Annotated in this window: 16 protein-coding genes and 1 tRNA gene; 12 read left to right on the top strand and 5 right to left on the bottom strand. The window is 37.0% G+C overall.

Annotated features, from left to right (window positions below):
• The first annotated feature begins 155 nt into the window (after window positions 1–155).
• From T429_RS0103750 to T429_RS0103765, 4 genes are all read left to right on the top strand, one after another.
• Window positions 156–386: a hypothetical protein gene (locus tag T429_RS0103750; protein ID WP_005773397.1), complete on the top strand. Its 231-nt coding sequence runs from the start codon at window positions 156–158 to the stop codon at window positions 384–386.
• 103 nt (window positions 387–489) lie between these two features.
• Window positions 490–735, top strand: a complete 246-nt coding sequence (locus T429_RS0103755) for a ribbon-helix-helix domain-containing protein (RefSeq protein WP_005773398.1) — start codon at window positions 490–492, stop codon at window positions 733–735.
• A 2-nt stretch (window positions 736–737) separates the two neighbouring features.
• The gene (locus T429_RS0103760; RefSeq protein WP_005773399.1) at window positions 738–1,007 is read left to right on the top strand and encodes a type II toxin-antitoxin system RelE/ParE family toxin; all 270 of its coding nucleotides are present in this window, start codon (window positions 738–740) and stop codon (window positions 1,005–1,007) included.
• A 117-nt stretch (window positions 1,008–1,124) separates the two neighbouring features.
• On the top strand, window positions 1,125–1,493 hold the full coding sequence (locus tag T429_RS0103765; protein ID WP_005773400.1) for a transcriptional regulator: 369 nt from the start codon (window positions 1,125–1,127) through the stop codon (window positions 1,491–1,493).
• Window positions 1,494–1,593: 100 nt separating this feature from the next.
• On the opposite strand, the gene T429_RS0103770 is transcribed toward T429_RS0103765, so the two are convergent.
• Window positions 1,594–1,668: transfer RNA gene (locus tag T429_RS0103770), tRNA-Glu, on the bottom strand.
• A gap of 1,429 nt (window positions 1,669–3,097) precedes the next feature.
• On the opposite strand from T429_RS0103770, the gene T429_RS0103780 reads away from it, so the two are divergent.
• Both T429_RS0103780 and glpX read left to right on the top strand, forming a co-directional pair.
• A complete protein-coding gene (locus T429_RS0103780) occupies window positions 3,098–4,414 on the top strand; it encodes a homoserine dehydrogenase (protein ID WP_005773401.1) in 1,317 nt (438 codons plus the stop codon).
• Between the two features lie 133 nt (window positions 4,415–4,547).
• On the top strand, window positions 4,548–5,534 hold the full coding sequence (gene glpX / locus T429_RS0103785; RefSeq protein WP_005773402.1) for a class II fructose-bisphosphatase: 987 nt from the start codon (window positions 4,548–4,550) through the stop codon (window positions 5,532–5,534).
• 117 nt (window positions 5,535–5,651) lie between these two features.
• On the opposite strand, the gene T429_RS0103790 is transcribed toward glpX, so the two are convergent.
• The gene (locus T429_RS0103790; protein ID WP_005775144.1) at window positions 5,652–6,758 is read right to left on the bottom strand and encodes a branched-chain amino acid aminotransferase; all 1,107 of its coding nucleotides are present in this window, start codon (window positions 6,756–6,758) and stop codon (window positions 5,652–5,654) included.
• Window positions 6,759–7,046: 288 nt separating this feature from the next.
• On the opposite strand from T429_RS0103790, the gene T429_RS0103795 reads away from it, so the two are divergent.
• The gene (locus T429_RS0103795; RefSeq protein WP_005773405.1) at window positions 7,047–7,322 is read left to right on the top strand and encodes a hypothetical protein; all 276 of its coding nucleotides are present in this window, start codon (window positions 7,047–7,049) and stop codon (window positions 7,320–7,322) included.
• 198 nt (window positions 7,323–7,520) lie between these two features.
• Here the strand turns inward: T429_RS0103795 and T429_RS0103800 are convergent, their stop codons facing one another.
• The 3 genes from T429_RS0103800 to T429_RS0103810 all read right to left on the bottom strand — a co-directional run bounded on the left by T429_RS0103800 (window position 7,521) and on the right by T429_RS0103810 (window position 13,173).
• Window positions 7,521–10,031 carry an SPOR domain-containing protein gene (locus T429_RS0103800; protein ID WP_005773406.1) on the bottom strand — a complete coding sequence of 837 codons (2,511 nt, stop codon included), beginning with the start codon at window positions 10,029–10,031 and terminating at the stop codon, window positions 7,521–7,523.
• Window positions 10,032–10,182: 151 nt separating this feature from the next.
• Window positions 10,183–11,940 (bottom strand): arginine--tRNA ligase, encoded by a 1,758-nt coding sequence (gene argS / locus T429_RS0103805; protein WP_005775143.1) that lies wholly within the window; start codon window positions 11,938–11,940, stop codon window positions 10,183–10,185.
• 30 nt (window positions 11,941–11,970) lie between these two features.
• Entirely contained in the window at window positions 11,971–13,173 is a 1,203-nt protein-coding gene (locus T429_RS0103810; RefSeq protein WP_005775142.1) for a deoxyguanosinetriphosphate triphosphohydrolase, read from the bottom strand.
• A gap of 110 nt (window positions 13,174–13,283) precedes the next feature.
• Between T429_RS0103810 and T429_RS0103815 the strand changes: the two genes are divergently transcribed.
• The 5 genes from T429_RS0103815 to glmS all read left to right on the top strand — a co-directional run bounded on the left by T429_RS0103815 (window position 13,284) and on the right by glmS (window position 18,826).
• Entirely contained in the window at window positions 13,284–13,607 is a 324-nt protein-coding gene (locus T429_RS0103815) for a HesB/IscA family protein (RefSeq protein WP_005775141.1), read from the top strand.
• A gap of 40 nt (window positions 13,608–13,647) precedes the next feature.
• On the top strand, window positions 13,648–14,631 hold the full coding sequence (locus T429_RS0103820; RefSeq protein WP_034455975.1) for a hypothetical protein: 984 nt from the start codon (window positions 13,648–13,650) through the stop codon (window positions 14,629–14,631).
• A 25-nt stretch (window positions 14,632–14,656) separates the two neighbouring features.
• A complete protein-coding gene (locus T429_RS0103825; RefSeq protein WP_005773411.1) occupies window positions 14,657–15,463 on the top strand; it encodes a cytochrome c biogenesis CcdA family protein in 807 nt (268 codons plus the stop codon).
• A gap of 14 nt (window positions 15,464–15,477) precedes the next feature.
• Window positions 15,478–16,827, top strand: coding sequence for a bifunctional UDP-N-acetylglucosamine diphosphorylase/glucosamine-1-phosphate N-acetyltransferase GlmU (gene glmU / locus T429_RS0103830; RefSeq protein WP_005773412.1), 1,350 nt, complete (start codon window positions 15,478–15,480; stop codon window positions 16,825–16,827).
• A 175-nt stretch (window positions 16,828–17,002) separates the two neighbouring features.
• Window positions 17,003–18,826, top strand: a complete 1,824-nt coding sequence (gene glmS, locus T429_RS0103835) for a glutamine--fructose-6-phosphate transaminase (isomerizing) (RefSeq protein ID WP_005773413.1) — start codon at window positions 17,003–17,005, stop codon at window positions 18,824–18,826.
• The last annotated feature ends 131 nt before the right edge of the window (window positions 18,827–18,957 follow it).

Below are 18,957 nucleotides of genomic sequence, written 5' to 3' on the forward strand. Positions count from 1 at the left end.
GTGCGCTCTGCTTTGTCTCGTTGGGTGCGCGGCAAATAGGGCAGTTTCTTGTGTTGGTTGGTTACCAATTTATTTGGACAAGCAAGATCTGACCGCGATTAGTCCCAATTTAGCAAGAGATATATTGAAGCATAATCAACAGGGAGCACGCTTATGTGATTGGCAAAATGAGTAGAAAACAAAGTAATCAGGAACGAGATCTCTCAGAGACAGAACAACGGCTTCTTCATGAGATGATAGAAACCTATCAAGGCTTAAAGATGATGTCACGCATCATGAAGTGGATAGCCCTTATTGTCTTTATGTGTGTAATCGATTTTGCCCGTTTCATGGACGCGCTAGGGAATAGCTTCTCACACTTAAAAAAATGGATAACCAAGAGTTAGATATTTCTTCTGTAAAAAAAGAGATTGATATTAATTATAAGTTAAACTATGTTTAACTATGTTATACAATGTATAATCACTAAAATTTTAAAGAGGAGGTATTATGAGTATAAAAAGTGAACTTATAGCAGCTAAAGTAGATGTAAATTTAAAAAATGCATTTATGGCTATAGCTGAAAGAAAACACCGTCCAGCATCTCAAATTTTACGTGATCTTATTCGTATTTACGTTGAAAATAATAAAATACCTAATAAGGAAACGCTTGAAACTTTTCATAAAACCGACAGAAATGAAGATGTTTTTTATGCTAAAAATATTGCTGATTTGATGAAGCAACTGGACATCTAATTATGCGTTCAGTGAGTTATTCAGGAAAGTTTAAAAGAGATGTAAAACGGGCAAAAAAACGTGGGAAAGATATGCGAAAGCTTACAGAAGTTATGCAACTTCTCATTCATAAGCAGCAATTGCCTGCTATTTTAAATGATCACGCATTACAAGGCAATTGGAAGCCTCGTCGAGATCTTCATATAGAGGCAGATTGGTTATTAATTTATATAGTTGATGAAGAGCGAGTCCATTTTGATAGGACAGGTACGCATTCAGATTTATTTAAGTAAGAAATCGATAGTGAATTCTCAAAAAAATTCTGATTCGCATTAGCAATAATTGAGGAAAGTTTGAAAAAGATTTGTTAGAATCAGAGGAAATATTTCTTCTCTAACAGGACTTTTTATATGCTTACATCTTTTGGTAAAATTTTACGCAAAATTCGCGTTGATCATTTTGAACGACTCTTAAATATGGCTGATAAATTAGGTATATCTGTAGCATTTTTATCTTCAGTTGAGATTGGCAAAAAATCCGTACCCGTTGGTATGGAAGACAAGATTATAGAGCTGTATGCCTTAGATCAAGAGACAGCTTCTTTGTTAAGAAAGGAAGCTGATGTTTGTCGCAAGAATTTCACAATGAAATCTTCTAATTCATTGCAACATGAAACTATTGGTACGTTCGTTAAAAACTTAGAGAATCTTTCACAACAAGACTTAACAAGATTTAAAAAATTTGTAGAGAAATTTGATAAAAAAGCAGGCGTCCTATAGAGGCATGTTGCAAAATCCTATTCCCTTACACTTATTCGGGTATCCCTTACCTCTTAAAATATACGTGAAATCAATATATTATATATAAAAAAATAGGTAATGGTACGCCCAAGGGGAATCGAACCCCTGTTTCCGCCGTGAAAGGGCGATGTCCTAACCGCTAGACGATGGGCGCAAACCAATGATGAGGCTTATAGAGAGGATCTTTTTACTTCGCAAGCCCTCAGGGGCATTTTTTTTAAAAAAAGTGTGCTTTATGGAATGATTTTTGAGTGTTTTTTGTTGGGATCATTTTATTTTTTAAGATTTTTTGTCGAAAAAATATAGAGTTATCATGATGGATAGAAAATTTTACTGCAAATATCATTTACTGCAAATATCATATTGAGTGAATGATATTTTTTGTTTCATTTCAGTTTGAGGTTATAGATAAAAATAATCACAACAACATTTAAAAGATGTTTATTTTTGCATATTTTATTCATCTTTGTTTCATGCTTCTACATGTGAATATTTTGTGACTTGCTTGAGAGAGCTTTGATACAGAAAGCTGTTTATTTGAGCTTATCATAAAGAAAAACCATATAATTTATGAAGGAGAAAGCCAATATTTATGAGCAAGTTAACAAAGAGTACGAATCACATAAAAAGTTTTCTTTTGAAGCACAAGCCGTAGAAACTGTTCAATTTCAAAAAAAGAAAATTTGTAAGATAAAATGGAAGATATTGAGGAAAGTTCTATGAAATATCCTAAAAATTATTTTTTCTCAAACTTACTTTTGCACGATTGTAAAAAATTTAAATGTTTTTTATTTGTTCTCTTACATCTTTAGAAAGTTCTTTATTTGAAAATGAGGCAGTACAGATAAAGAGTTTATTGAGGTTTTTGTCATTTCAATTCGTTCGTTTTTCAAAAGAGTAGCAATAAGTTGAGATAAAATATGCGAATTTTGCAAATTTATTCTCCATATTTATAATGTTTCAGAATTATGCTGTACACATATGAGTTTTTGCTTTTTACTTTAATGTAAGGTTCTGTTTTTATATAGGAGAGCGTTAAGATTTTTGCATTAAAGAACGAGTTTAAGCTATATAATGGTAGGAAGGAATGTGGTATTATTTACTCATCTGCTTTATTTTATCCATTCTCCTTACGTATCACATAAGAGAATGTTTTTTGTTTAATACTTGTTGATTTAGAAGAGTTGTGTTTTTGTTTTCTTACTAAGTTTTCAATATTCTTTCGCTTGTTATTGATTTTTTTTGAGAGATTTTTTCTATCCTTTGTTGATAGAGTTGAGTTTTTGTGAGAAGTTTTTTGCCTATTTTTAAATAAGGAAATTTTAAAAGGAAACTTGCATTTATCCGTTTTGCAGATTTTCATTTTGAATTAATTTTTTTATAAAGGTTGTGAAATCTTTGAAAAAATAAATATTTTTATTTTTAGGAATTTTGATTGAACAAGCGGGGATAATTCTATTAGAAAAAAAGAAAGTGGAGTGAGCAGGGAATTTCTTTTGTTTTGAGGGATATAAGCATTCTTTGTGTCGAAGACACATCATTTAAACGATTTTTCAATAAAGATAGTGGGCAGTGGTTAAATAATGGCAGAAGCTTTAAAAGTTGGTGTTGCGGGACTTGGTACGGTTGGTACTTCAGTTGTTCGAGCTCTATGTGAAAAAGCGAATAGTTTAGCTTGTCAATGTGGGCGATCCATCAAAGTCGTTGCTGTTAGTGCACGCGATAAAGGCCGTGATCGTGGAATTGATCTCAGTAATATAAGATGGTTTGATTCACCTGTGGAGATGGCTGCTTTTGATGAGATTGATGTTTTTGTTGAGTTAATTGGTGGTGAATTGGATATTGTATATACTGCTGTTAAAAGGGCGCTTGAGGAAGGACATCATGTTGTGACAGCCAATAAAGCTCTTCTTGCTCGACATGGAGTAGAGCTAGCTATAATTGCAGAACAAAAGGGTGTTTTTCTTCATTTTGAAGCAGCTGTTGCAGGGGGAATCCCTGTTATTAAAGCGATGAGAGAATCACTTGTCAGTAATCACATATCGCGGATTTATGGTATTCTCAATGGAACCTGTAATTATATATTAACACGCATGTTTACAGAAGGTCTTTCATTCAAAGATTGTTTAGCAGATGCACAAAGACTGGGGTATGCTGAAGCAGATCCAACTTTTGATATTGAGGGAAATGATACGGCGCATAAATTAGCTTTGTTAACAAGCTTAGCATTTGGAACAGCTGTTTCGTTAGATGATGTTTATGTTGAAGGAATTCATAATATTTCGCAAATTGATATTCGGGCGGCTGATGAATTGGGATATCGAATTAAGCTTTTAGGGGTTGCATTAAAAACGGATTCTGGAATAGAGCAACGCGTTCACCCGACAATGGTCCCAACATCTTCAATGATTGCACAGATCAATGGTGTAACCAATGCTCTTTCTATTCAAAGTGATTTATTAGGTGAATTACTGTTTTCTGGTCCTGGCGCTGGAGGAATGGCAACAGCATCAGCTGTTATTGGTGATTTGGCTGATATAGCAAAAGCACGTTCTGATTTTCACTATGCACCTGTTTTAAGACGTCCAGCTTTAGAGCTTACTCCTCATAAAAAAGCACGCATTTCAAATCATGCAGGGGGCTATTTTATACGTTTAAATGTTCATGATCGTGCTGGTGTTTTTGCCACGGTTGCAAGGCATATGGCTGATAATCATATTTCGTTAGAGTCGATTGTTCAAAGACCTTTTATAGAAAACCAGATTGAAAAAACGATTATTTTAATCACGCATGAAACAACAGAAGTAAATGTACGACAGGCACTTGCAGAAATTGAAAAAGATGGACATCTTGTTGCAAAATCTCAATTCATTCGTATTGAACGTATGGCAGAGAATTGATAATTTATATTGATTTGACAAGCTGGAATACTTTTATCTCTTGTGGAAAGTTTTTATTTTTGCCAAAAGCTTTACTTTTAGAGCTTAATAGGGCTCATATTTTTCTGGTATTTATTCGGTAGGATTTTTTCACATGCCCACAACTCAGAAGACTTTAAATGGACTTGACCGTATTTTGACACTTGAATTGGTGCGTGTCACTGAACGTGCTGCTGTTGCTGCTGCGCGCTGGCGTGGACGTGGTGATGAAAAGGCTGCCGATCAAGCTGCTGTAGATGCAATGCGGAGGGAACTTAATCGATTACCTATTGAGGGTACAGTGGTGATTGGTGAAGGTGAGCGGGATGAAGCTCCTATGCTTTATATTGGAGAAAAAGTAGGTCTTCAAAATGGACTGGCAATCGATATTGCACTTGATCCATTGGAAGGAACAACGCTTTGTGCTAAAAATCTTGCCAATTCTTTAGCAGTGGTTGCCATTGCTGAAAAGGGAAACCTCCTTTATGCTCCTGATGTTTATATGAACAAAATTGCTATCGGTCCTGGTTATCCAAAGGGAGTGGTGGATATAGATGCTTGTCCTACCGATAATATTCATGCTCTTGCAAAAGCTAAAGGAGTAGCTGTTAATCAGATTACTGTTTGTATTATGGATAGGCCTCGTCATGAAAAATTAATTGATCAAGTGCGAGCGACAGGGGCATCGATTCGCTTGATTGGTGATGGAGATGTTGCTGCTGTTATTGATACAACTGATCCAGAAGAAACAGGTATCGATCTCTATATGGGGATTGGTGGAGCTCCAGAGGGTGTTTTAGCATCTGCTGCTTTACGCTGCATTGGAGGACAGATGCAAGGTCGTTTGTTGCTTGATACAGAAGAGAAAATTGCTCGTGCAGCCAAAATGGGGATTAGTGATCCTAATAAGGTTTATACAATGGAAGAAATGGCAAAAGGTGACGTTTTGTTCTCAGCGACAGGGGTGACAGATGGTAATATGCTTTCTGGTGTTAAATTCACGCCACGCTACATCCAAACGGAAACTCTTGTTATGCGTTCCCATACGGGGACAGTTCGTAATATTAAAGCACAGCATAGAGATCATTCGAAATTTGATTAAATATTTTTTCTTTTGTCATCCTTAGAAAAATAGAGAGATTATTTTTAGTGTCTACACTTCCATGAAGGTCTAATATATCTTCATGGAAGTGTTTATAGATATGAGAATATCAACTTATTATGAGAGCTGGACAGAATGAACCCAGCCATTTTTATCTTCTATATTCCCTTTTTGAAGATCAACTAATTGTGTTCGAAGTTGCTTTGTGACTTCTCCGACTGTTTCATTTCCGATAATAAATTCTCCTCCTTTATATCTAAAACGGCCAATTGATGTGACAACGGCAGCTGTACCACAGGCAAAGACTTCTTTAAGGTGTCCACTCTTTGCATCCTCTTGAAGCGATGCAAAAGAATAAGGACGCTCTTCTATCTTTAATCCTATTTGTTGAGCCAACTGCAAAATTGAATGACGTGTTATTCCTGGAAGAATCGTTCCATTAAGGGGAGGGGTTACGAGTGTGTTATTATCCATAATAAAACAGACATTCATACCGCCAAGTTCTTCAATCCATGTATGTTCAACCATATCAAGGAAGAGCACTTGGCTACAATTGTTTTCAATTGCACTTTTTTGTGCAAGTAAGCTGGCTGCATAGTTTCCACCACATTTGGCAGCACCTGTCCCTCCTGGACCAGCACGGCTATATTCTGTTTCAATCCAGACGCTGACAGATTTTTCTTCTCCTTTGAAATAGGATTCAACTGGAGAGGCTATGATACAAAAAAGATATTCTTGAGAAGGGCGAACGCCCAAAAAGTTTTCATTGCCAAACATAAATGGACGAATATAGAGACTGGCGTTGGGATGATCAGAAACCCATTTTTGATCAATTTTTACGAGTTGATGAACGGCATCCAGAAAAATATCTTTTGGTAATTCTGGCATGGCTAACCGTTTTGCTGACTCTATAAACCTTTGTGCATTGGCATCAGGACGGAAGAGCAAGATGCGTCCATCTTTTGTGCGATATGCTTTTAAACCTTCAAAAATTTCCTGTCCATAATGCAAGGCAGTACTTGCAGGGTTAATTTCTAAAGCTTTGTATTGAGAAATAACGGCGTTATGCCAACCTTTGTTTTCCGTCCATTGAATAGTACACATATGATCTGTAAAAAATTGACCAAAACCCGGATTTTTTAGAATTTCTTCACGTTTTTCTTCTGGCAAAGGTGATGGGTGCTTTTCTATTTTAAAAGTAAGTGACGATAGGGGAGATTTCATAAGAAAAACCTTTTGAGAATGTTTTATTTTTTATTAATAAATGATAATAAGATATTTTGATCATAACTGTATTATTAGCAAATCCTTTGTGTCAATGTTTTATTGTAGAACTCAAAGGCTATGGTTGATATTTTAATTCTATTCTCGGCTCTTTTTTCCATCTTTATGCAGGTATTTGGAACCTTTATCTCTCTTTATCGTTTTCTCAAAATAAGTATCTGAATAATTTCATATATGCATATTTTCTAGAAATTTAAAGGTAAGGGAATCGAGAAAAGGAAATCCACTATGATTGATAAAAATTATCACACATATGAAGAACGTATGGCTGAAGAAAGAAAAGATCGTGAACAGCGTGTTTCAATCGCTAAGGGTATTTTTGCTATTCTTCTCGCGCTATTTATTATCTGGTTTATTTTTGGTTTTTTAGGATCTTTTTTTGCAAAATCTCCTGAACATAACTCATATTATAATACTCCAGAAAAAAACCAGAGCATAACAATGCCCCAAAAAGATTTAAATTCATCTCCTCCTGTACCTTATACCTATAAGAGTACGCAGTGATTTTTTTGTAAACATAATCTTTTAAATAAAGCGAAAACTGACGTAGTTTAAAAAATAAAGTCAGTTTAAATACATAAGCAAAAAAGATTGAGATGATTTTAATTTCTGAAGTTTTTGATAAATCTCATTCAATGCTATTGAAATAAATGGCCTTAAAATAAATCATGTAACGGTTTTAACAACCGTTACATGATTGGTTTAACGTGTGATGAAGCAACTTCCACCAGAATTTTTAATGGTTTCACAAAGGATTATAGCTTCATTACGGTTTTGCGTTTGAATACGAACACGGTAATAGGTTCCTTTTCCTGGTATAAAAGCCGGCTGAATATTTAAAGGACGGGACCCGATAATGAATCCAAATTTGGATTTCATCTTTTTTAAAGAATCCTTCGCTAATTCATGCGTTGGTTGAGAGGAAAGTTGTACATAATAATCCTCTGAATTTTGGGGTGAAATTCTGTTTGCTGATGTGGGACGAGTGGCGGCGTTCGTTTCGACTTCTACATTTCTCTCTGCATGAGATGGAATTGGGATAAATTTTTCTTCAATACTCGTATTAGAAGTATTTTCAGCGATTATTTTATCAATATTATTTTTGAGATCATAATCACTTTCTTGGTCATTTCTATCGGAATTATGCGATGAAACAAAGGATGACTCTTGAATCTCGTCAGGAATTTGATCGATGGATTGTGTAGATTGAGCAGCTGTTTTGCTCTCTGTTTGATGTACAGGAGCCAGTGTAATTGTACCATCTTGATTGACAATAACGGTTTGTACTTCTCGCGTTGGAACAGTATGATTGATAGCTTCAGTGACTGCATCTTCAACATCAGATTCAGTCGAAGGAGAGGGTGAAACGTTTGGAGCCTCTTCTGAATTTAATCCCTCTAAGCTATCAGGTTTTTCAGAGCTATCAATAAGAAGTTGTTGTGTATTTTCTTGTTTGTCATTTTGTCCAGTTGTTTGTTTATAGACATCTAAATTATGGGCAATATCATTTTTCGTTTCAGTTGTTTCTGGTTTGAATTTAAAAGGTGTATTATCAGCGTGGATAATGACCCTTTCTTCATTTTTCTGTGATGGCATGAAAAAATAAGAGTAACCAGTAAACCCAATGGCTATTAAAATAAGAAGAAAAATACCTTTGATGAAAACTTTCCCCAAAACAGAACTTTTAAAGGGGGGAGGCGCTGAGGGAGGCGTAGGGATTCCATCTGAGCTTGTGTATGGTGAATTCTCACTCAAGGAGGGGGAATTATATTCGATATTGCCAGCAGAGAAATAGTCGGCATTTTGTTCTTTAGAGTTTATATACCCCCCTTCTTTTGAATTTTGCATAGTTTGATGAAAAATTTCAGTGAAAGCTTCATTGTTGTGTTGTTTTTGAGAAAAGTTATCTGTTGGAACATTTCCTACATTGAGTACATCTGCAAATTCTTCTTCTAAACCACCTGCTGGTACATCATATTCTGGGGCTTCATACGGGACTTCTGGAACCATAATAGGACCAGTTTTTTCTACGATTTCTTCTGAAAATTTATAAGTATCAACATTAGGAGGGGGCGTATCTCTGTGTGTATAATTATGGGCAAAAAAGCTCTCTGTTTGTTTCGTATGAAGAGGTTTTGATGAGGAAAGAAACTCATCTAAATTATTTTGATTATATGAAATTTCTCTATTTGGGTTAGAGACATTTTCAGGCTTATTGATGTATTGGGGTTGAGCCTGATTATATGTTGGAAATTTTTCACTATAAGTTTCTTGTTGTGAGGGATTTTCTTCAAAAAAATAGGGGTAATTGGTTGTATGATCCTCTTGTGAAGATCTCTCTAAATAAGATTGTCGGTCAACGTGTGTAGAATCCAAAGGAGAGGAGAAGCCACTTGTTGTTTGATTTCTCGGCGTGTTTTGTTTTTCCGACACAAGGTTGGAAGATGAGAAAAATTCATCTTCTTTTGAAGAAGAGGAGACATTCGTATAATCTTCTTGGGTCCAATTTTCTTGATTTGCTGAAATTTTATAGGGATGGTTTATAGAACGAACATAGAAGTCTTGATTGTCATCATCAGCTTTTTGTATATTCGAAGTTTCAGGTTGTTGTGAAGTCGTTTGTGAAAAACGGTCGGTTCTTTCAACAGTTTCTGTCTCATCTCTTTTATTTTCGCGTCTTTCAGATTCATTAAAAAAGATATTTTCTGATTCTGATTGTGAGATAAAATTCCTTTTTTCAAAGAAAGGATGAGCACGTGTTGCTGTCTTTTTCTGTTGAGACAATTGATTCTTTTGGATTGGTAATGGAGAAAGCGCGTCTAAAATTTGTTCTTCATCATGACTGGTCGGTGAAGAATATTTTTCTTCAGATAAATTATTTTGTTTTGAATGGTTGAAAGAACCAGTTTGTGCAATATCTGAGGCTGTTGCAGTGCTGGTTGCATGCGAGTTCCACGGTTTTTTTTGATCATCAAAGGTTGAGTCGCGTGTTAAATTATTTTCAAGTTCTTCTTCTAGGAAGGACAAATCAAAATCATCAGAAGATGATGTTTTGGAATGAGATGTCGAGCGATCTGTCTCTAAAGAAGAGTGCTCATTTTGGTTTCCGCTTTGTTTGGTCGGATTAAAAATGCGCGTAAGTCTTTCTAAAGGATCATGGTGTTCATGATCTTGTTTTATTTCGTGCGGATTTTTGCGATCGTTATCGCTCATAGCTTTTCTCACATAATGATTTGCACTGACGTGCAATCAATGGTTAATTTTGATTTGTTATGTTAAAATTATAAATTTTCCCCCTCTCATGCAAGGATACATGAAAAAGTTTACCAATAAAGTATCTATTGTATGTATTTATAGAACTTTTTCAACGCATTTCTATTGGGGCTTCGACTCCTATGATGCTAAGTCCTGATGATAAAATATTGATAACAGCTTGTATCAAGCCCAATCTTGCAAAGGATAACTCTTTATCATTAGGCTGAATAAAGCGTAAATTGAGACTTTCACTCCCTTTATTCCAATGGGTGTGAAAGCAGGAAGCAAGATCATAAAGATAAAACGCTAATCGATGGGGTTCTTTATGAACGACGGCTTGTTCAATGATACGGGGATATTCAGAAAGTTTGCGTATTAATAATATTTCATTGTCATCTGTTAGTCGATGAAGATGGGAGATCAATGTGTCCTTTGAAAAGCTTTCAATATGAAGTACTTCTTGTGCTTGACGAAAGACTGAGTGACAACGTGCACTTGCATATTGTACGTAAAAGATGGGGTTATCTTTTGATTGTTCCGTTACTTTTGCAAAATCAAAATCAAGAGGTGCTTCGCATTTGCGGTATAGCATCATAAAACGTACTGGATCACGACCAACTTCTTCGACAACATCTCTTAGAGTCACAAATGATCCGGCTCTTTTTGACATGCGTACAGGTTGACCATCGCGAAAGAGTTTTACCAATTGGCATAAGAAAACACTTAGTTTGGCTTTATCCCCAGAAATTGCTTTTGCCATAGCTTCTAGCCGCTTTATATAGCCAGCATGGTCTGCGCCTAGAATATAAATCATTTCATCAAAATGACGATTAAATTTATCCCGAAAATAAGCAACATCAGCAGCAAAATAAGTGTAAGAACCATCAGATTTAACCAAAACACGGTCTTGGTCATCACCAACATTTGTTGAACGAAACAAAGTTTGCTCGCTTTGTTCCCAATCTTCTATATTTTGTCCTTTGGGAGGGGGGAGTTTTCCTTTGTAAATATAACCATTTAAAGTGAGGTCGTTAATGGTATTACGAATAGCTCGGGCATTATCTGCGTAAAGCATTCGCTCAGAGAAAAAGATATCATGATAAATATTAAGAGCTGCCAAATCTTCGCGAATCATGGACATCATTGCCTGAATCGCTCGTTCTTTCACGATAGATAAGGCTTCATCTTTATCCATGGAGAGGAGCTGGTCACCAAACTCTTGAGCCAACGATTGACCCAATGGTATCAAGTACTCTCCAGGATAGAGCCCCTCTGGAATTTCATTAATTTTTTGTCCAAGCGCTTCACGATAGCGCAACAGTACAGAATGAGCGAGAACTTCGATTTGTTGACCAGCATCATTGATATAATATTCTTTCGTGATGTTATAGCCCGTAAATTGCAGCAAATTGGAGAGAACATCTCCAACAACGGCTCCGCGACAGTGTCCTACATGCATAGGGCCTGTAGGATTTGCTGAGACATATTCAACATTGACGCGTTTTCCCTGTCCCATCGGCATGCGACCATAAGAAAGGCCTAATTCAAGCATGGACTTTATAGCATCTTGCCAAAATAATTTTGTAAGCTTGATGTTGATAAAACCAGGGCCGGCAACATCAATATTCTCAATAGAAGAATCATTTTTAAGTAGTTCTATGATTTTATCGGCAAGCGCACGGGGCCCCATCCCAATAGATTTTGCAAGCACCATGGCAGCATTGGTTGATAAATGACCATGGGAGGAATCACGTGGGGGATCAACGGTGATTTTTGATAAATCTAGATCTTCTCCATTTTTTCCTTTTATATCAGATAATTCAATTGATTTTTTAATTTTTTTTTCGAAGTTTTTAAAGATATTCATATTGAGCTTCCATGATGATGCTAAAAGCCATTAAACGAAATGATCTGTATGGTCAAATAAACGGTGATATTCACGTAAAGCATAGTGATCAGTCATCCCTGAAAGAAAGTCAGCAATCAGACGTGCTAACTCTTGATTTTTTAAGTGCACTGCTTTTTTGCACCAACTTTCAGGCATTGTCTCTGGATTCTCATAATAACAATTGAATAATTTTTGTACAATGTTTTTTGCTGCATTGCGACGACTGAGAACTTGTTTGTGATAATAAAGATTTTTAAAAAGAAAATTTTTTAGTTCTTTTTCGTAAACGGTCATTGACGGTGAAAAGGTAACAATAGTTTGTTTTGCTTGGTAAATATCGCTTATACTGGTTGGTTTGATGCGTGCCAAATTTTCATGTGATTGTTTGATAACATCTTCGACCATGGTTGTGATTTGTCTTCGTACCAGTGTGTAACCGCGTCGTGCTTGGTCGAGCTGGGGGTGCTCATCGGTTATGTTTTTTAAGATGGCTGCTGTTAGAGAAACGTGTTCAAATTGATCGAGGGTTAAAAATTGCGATCGTAAACCATCATCAATATCATGGGCATTGTATGCGATATCATCTGCAATCGCAGCACATTGTGCTTCTAGTCCTGCAAAACAATCGAGTGCAAGATCTTGCTTTGCATTGTATTGTAAAATATCGGTGGAAACTTCTTTATTTTTCGCGTGAGGACCTAGAAGAGGCCCGTTATGCTTTACAAGACCTTCGAGGGTTTCCCATGTAAGGTTGAGGCCATCAAAATTTGCATAGCGCTGTTCTAGTTTTGTAACAATGCGTAAGGCTTGTGCATTATGATCGAAGCCGCCATAATCCGCCATGGCTTCATTGAGAGCTTCTTCTCCTGCATGGCCAAAGGGCGTGTGTCCAAAGTCATGAGCAAGGGCAATGGCTTCGGCAAGATCTTCATCAAGATACAGAGCCCTAGCGAGTGTTCGTGCAATTTGAGAAACCTCTATGGAATGGGTAAGGCGGGTACGATAATGATCGCTTTCATCAGCAATAAACACTTGCGTTTTATGTTTAAGACGTCGAAATGCATTAGAATGGATAATACGATCTCTATCTCGTTGAAAGGGTGAGCGCGTAGAGCTCATCGTTTCATGGAATAATCGGCCGCGGCTTGTTTGCGGGTGAGCACTGTAGACGGCTCGAGATTGGTAATTGAAGTTGATCGTGCCTATATCCATTGCAAGCTGTCCATTATCATCTTAAAATTAAGAGTGGTTTATGTGAATAAATTTTCTCTTTAATAGTGTGGGATACTCTTTCTTGATGGTTTAATGCAAGGATATATAAAATGAATGTGAAAATTTCAGAGGCTGCTGCTCAGCAAATTGTACAGATACTTTTGCGTGAACCTGATAAAATAGCCTTACGTATTTCTGTTGAAGGCGGTGGATGTTCTGGTTTTTCTTATAAATATGACTTGGTTTCTGAAATGTGTAAAGATGACCTCGTTTTCAAAAAAGATGGGGCAACGGTGCTTATTGATTCACTATCGATTCCTTTCATGGAAGGAGCTGAGATTGATTTTGTTGATGATCTTATGGGACAGTCTTTTCAGATTCATAATCCCAATGCCGTTTCATCATGTGGTTGTGGTGTAAGTTTTTCAATTTGAGAGTGGGGACTTTGTGATATTGTTTCTTGAAAAAAATATCATGTTGGTCAACAATGTAAAAATGGCTAGTCTTATAAAAATAGTGCACCGATGTGTGCGGTTATGCGTGGTGCTTACTTTGTTGATCTGGAGCCATTGTGCTTTTTGTGAAGAAGGAGTAGATCAACAGCAGGGACAATCACGGAGTTTTATTCTAAAGTCCCAAGAACAGCAAAAAGAGAATTTAGCATCTCAGGCACAACTCATTTTGAATGCTCGGTTAACAAATAGCCGTCAAGATATTGAGAAAGGGCTTGTCTGGCGCCTTTATGCCCCTATTCTAGGAATTGATAATAAATTACCATTAGTGGCAACCCATAAGGGGGGAAGTGCGCGTTTTGATTTAGAGCCAGGAAGTTATCTTGTTCATGTCTCATTTGGTCATATGAGTGCTATGCGCCATATTCGTCTAGAAAATGGGCAGTGTCTTGTGAAAAACTTTTATCTTGAGGCAGGGGGTCTTATTTTAAATGCAACACTGCTCAATGGTGAAATCAATGAAAAGGAATTACGTTTTACGATCTATGAGGATGAAAAAGAAAATGATGATACGGGGATCATTTTATCAAATGTTAAACCTCAATCCGTTGTACGTTTAAAAGCTGGTCGCTACCATGTTGCTTCCCATTATGGTTCCATTAATGCGACGGCTCGTTCGGATATTCAAGTAGAGGCTGGTAAAATAACGGAAGTTACTCTTGAACATCAGGCTGCTCAAATTGTGTTAAAGCTGGTACGACAAGAAGGAGGAGAAGCACTTGCAGATACAAGTTGGTCTCTTGCCAATGATTCTGGCGATATTGTATATGAAACAGTTGGGGCTTATGTTTCACTCGTGTTAGCGGAGGGAGAGTATATTGCCATTGCTAAAAATAAAGATAAAATTTATCAAAAGGTTTTTTCTGTCGTTTCTGGTCATGATGAAGATATAAGTGTGGTTGCGAATGAACAAAATATGCAACGAATTGATGAAGATATGGATTGATCGTTGTTCATAGAACTAAACCGTGATGAAAGATGGGGTGTGCGTTTTGATTGAAATTTCAACAATTAGTGTGTTTTTTGCGGGGGCTCTGTCTTTTCTGTCACCCTGTGTTTTGCCATTAGTTCCCCCTTATTTATGCTATATGGCAGGGATTGGTATTGATGACTTTCGATCAGAAAAGCGTGATGAGAAAGTCTTTATACGGTGGGCTTTATTGTCTTCTGTTATCGCTTTTGTTCTTGGATTTACCACTGTTTTTGTTGCTTTAGGTGCTAGTGCAAGTACAATTGGTAAATTCATCGGTTATTATCGTGATTGGTTTGCTCTTGCTGCTGGAGTGATCATTATTATTTTTGGTTTAAATTTTTTAGGGCTTTTCAAGATTTCGTTTTTATTTCGTGAAGCGCGTTTTCAGACTCATAAAACACCTGCTGGTCCTTTAGGAGCCTATGTTATTGGTTTAGCTTTTGCCTTTGGTTGGACCCCGTGTATTGGTCCCATTTTAGGACCTATTATAACGCTTGCTGGAACAAAAGAAACTGTGGGTGAGGGCGCTATTCTATTAGCAGTTTATGCGTTAGGTCTTGCTGTTCCTTTTGTATTGGCAGCCTTATTTTCGAGTCATTTTATGCGGTTTTTAGCAGCTTTTCGTATTCATTTAGGAAAAGTTGAAAAAATTATTGGTGTTTTTCTTATTCTTACAGGGATTTTGTTTCTAACAGGCTCTATGCAGGATCTTTCATTTTGGCTTTTAGAGCATTATCCTTCATTGAGTTATGTTGAAGATATTCGTTGGCACGATATTGTAAACTTTTTTGGATTTTCTCGTTAGTCTGATGTGTTTTTATGGTTAGAAGTTGTCTTTCTATTGTTCTTGCTGCAGGTGAAGGGACGCGCATGAAATCGTCTCTGCCTAAAGTTCTTCATAAAATTGCTGAATTGCCTCTTATATGCCACGTTCTAAAACAAATAGAATTGGCAGGATCTTCACAATTGGCTGTTGTTGTGGGATTTGGTGCTCAAGAGGTTGCACATGTTGTTCAGTCATGTGTAAAAGATGTGATGATTTTTGAGCAAAAAGAGCGTTTAGGAACGGCGCATGCTGTTTTATCGGCTCGTTTAGCTTTGCAAAGGCGAGTGGATGATGTTCTCATTGTTTTTGGGGATACGCCTCTCATTCAGCAAGATTCATTGCAGCAAATGCGTACACAGCTTGCTGATGGAGCAGATGTTGTTTTTTCAGGCTTTCATACCCAAGATCCAACAGGTTATGGACGTCTTCTCGAGAAAAATGGTCAATTGATTGCAATTGTGGAAGAAAAAGACGCAAGCGACGAAGAAAAAAAGATTTCTTTTTGTAATGGGGGAATACTCGCTATGCGTGGAAAACATGCCCTTTCTCTTTTAGAGAAGGTTGATAATAACAATGTGAAAAAAGAATACTACTTAACCGATATTGCTTCTCTGGCAACACGCGAAGGGTTGGATGTACGTGTCGTTGAAGTTCCTTTTGAAAATATCGCAGGAATTAACAACTCTCTTGAGCTCTCTGAGGCTGATTCTTTGTGGCAAAAACGTAAAGCGCGCGATTTAATGTTATCGGGTGTTACACTCTTAAAACCAGAAACAGTCTATTTTTCTCATGATACAGAAATTGAACCAGGTGTGGTGATAGAACCAAATGTTTATTTTGGATTAGGCGTGAAAGTACACTCTGGTGCTGTTATTCGTGCATTTAGTTATCTCGAAGGTGCTGTGGTGGGTCAAGATGCGCAGATTGGTCCCTATGCACGTTTGCGTCCTGGAACAGAGTTGGCAAAATCCGTAAAGGTTGGAAATTTTTGTGAAGTCAAACAAGCTAAGGTAGGAGAATCTTCTAAAATAAATCATTTAAGTTATATTGGTGATGCCGAAATTGGTGCACATACCAATATTGGAGCCGGTACGATTACGTGTAATTATGATGGATTTAACAAATATAAGACCACGATTGGTGATCATGCTTTTGTTGGGTCTAATACGGCGCTTGTTTCCCCATTGGTGATCGGGGATGGCTCTTATGTTGCTTCAGGAAGCGTTATTACTGAAAATGTTCCTATGAACAGTATGGCTTTTGGGCGTGCACGACAGGTTATAAAAGAAGGCTATGCAACAAAATTTCGGGCACGCTTGTTAGAAAAAAAACAGAAAAAATGATCATTTTCAATCTATTCCTTTGTTTTGTACTGATCCAACGATGGAGAGGAGGTTAATTCTTAAAGATTGCCGTACTCCATGTTTGAATTATTTTATTATTTATCGTTTTAAATAAAGGCTATTAGATTGTTTTATGATATTTAAATCTTAAAGATATGTGGGTTGGAGCTTTTTAATGTGTGGAATTATTGGAATTCTTGGAAAGAGGTGTGTTACATCCTCTTTGGTTGAAGGATTAAAGCGTCTTGAATATAGGGGGTATGATTCATCTGGGGTGGCAACAGTTTATAATGGGCATCTTTATCGTGTACGTGCTGAGGGGAAGCTTGTTCATTTAGAAGAAAAATTAAAAAAAACTCCTCTGGAAGGAAATTTAGGGATTGGACATACACGTTGGGCGACACATGGCGTTGCTGTTGAGCGCAATGCGCATCCTCATGTAACTGAAAAGCTTGCGGTTGTGCATAATGGTATTATTGAAAACTTTGTAGAATTGCAAAGAGAACTCATCGAGGATGGTTATATCTTTGAGACAGAGACGGATACAGAGGTTATTGCACATTTAATAACGCGTGCATTAAAAAGTGGTCTTTCTCCGCAAGAAGCTATGCGTAATAGTTGGAAAAGATTGCAGGGGGCTTTTGCACTTGCTCTTATTTTTGAAGGTGAAGATAACCTTATGATTGCGGCTCGCTCTGGTCCACCGTTGGCAATTGGTTACGGAAAAGATGAATTTTTTGTGGGGTCAGATGCTATTGCTTTGGCCCCATTCGTTGATCATATTAGCTACTTGGAAGATGGGGATTGGGCTGTTCTCACACGGGAAGGCGTCACAATTTATGATGGAGACAATCAGCCGGTAAAACGTTCTGTGACAACCTTACTTGAAGAAGCATTATTGATTTCTAAGGGAAATCATCGTCATTTTATGCACAAGGAAATGTTTGAGCAAGCTGAAGTTATTTCTCATAATTTGGCGCATTATCTTGATCTTGGCAATTATACCGTTCGATCTTTTGAGAATTTGATTGATTGGAAAAATATTCATCGTCTCCTTTTTGCGAGTTGTGGAACGGCTTATTATTCAACCTTAGTTGCGCGCTATTGGTTTGAGAAATATGCCGCTTTGAGCGTTGATAATGATGTTGCGTCCGAGTTTCGTTATCGTGAACCCCCTATAACCTCTGATGTATTATCCCTGTTTGTTTCTCAATCTGGTGAAACAGCTGATACATTGGCTTCTTTGCGTTATTGTCGTGAGCGGGGTGTAAAAACAGCAACAATTGTGAATGTTGAGCAATCAACAATGGCAAGAGAGGCTGATTTTATTTTTCCAACACTTGCTGGACCGGAAATTGGTGTTGCTTCAACAAAAGCCTTTACCTGTCAATTGGCAACACTTGCTTCACTCGCACTTAGTGCTGCTAAACAACGAGGTTATCTCACGGTTCAAATGGAACAGCAATTGGTTCAACAGTTGGCAGAAGTTCCCCGTATTTTAAATGAAGTCTTAAAATTAGAAGGTAAAATTGAATTTCTTTGTCGTGATTTGGTGAATGCAAAAAGTGTTCTTTATCTGGGACGTGGAACTTCTTATCCGATTGCTTTGGAGGGAGCTCTTAAATTGAAAGAGCTTTCTTATATTCATGCTGAAGGTTATGCGGCGGGCGAATTGAAGCATGGACCAATTGCACTGGTGGATGAGACAATTCCCGTTATTGTTGTGGCTCCTTATGATCGGTGGTTTGAAAAAACTTTGTCTAATATGCAAGAAGTAGGAGCGCGCAATGGTCGTATTATTTTGATAACCGATAAAAAAGGAGCAGAAGCAGCTTGTCTTAAGACTTTATCAACGATTACTTTGCCCGTTGTTCCAGAATTTATTACTCCTATTATTTATGCGCTTCCCATTCAGTTAATCGCTTATCATACGGCTGTTTTATTAGGAACAGATGTTGATCAACCGCGTAATTTAGCAAAATCAGTCACTGTTGAATAAAAATAAATTGTATATTTCTGAATTTTTGGAGAATAATCAAGTGTAACAAATTGATTTATAATGGTAGTTTGTTTTCTCATTTTTTCTGTTGAATGAGAATATCAAAGATAGGATTTTTCATTCCAAATCCT

Source organism: Bartonella elizabethae F9251 = ATCC 49927 (assembly GCF_000518165.1).
GTDB classification, from domain to species: domain Bacteria; phylum Pseudomonadota; class Alphaproteobacteria; order Rhizobiales; family Rhizobiaceae; genus Bartonella; species Bartonella elizabethae.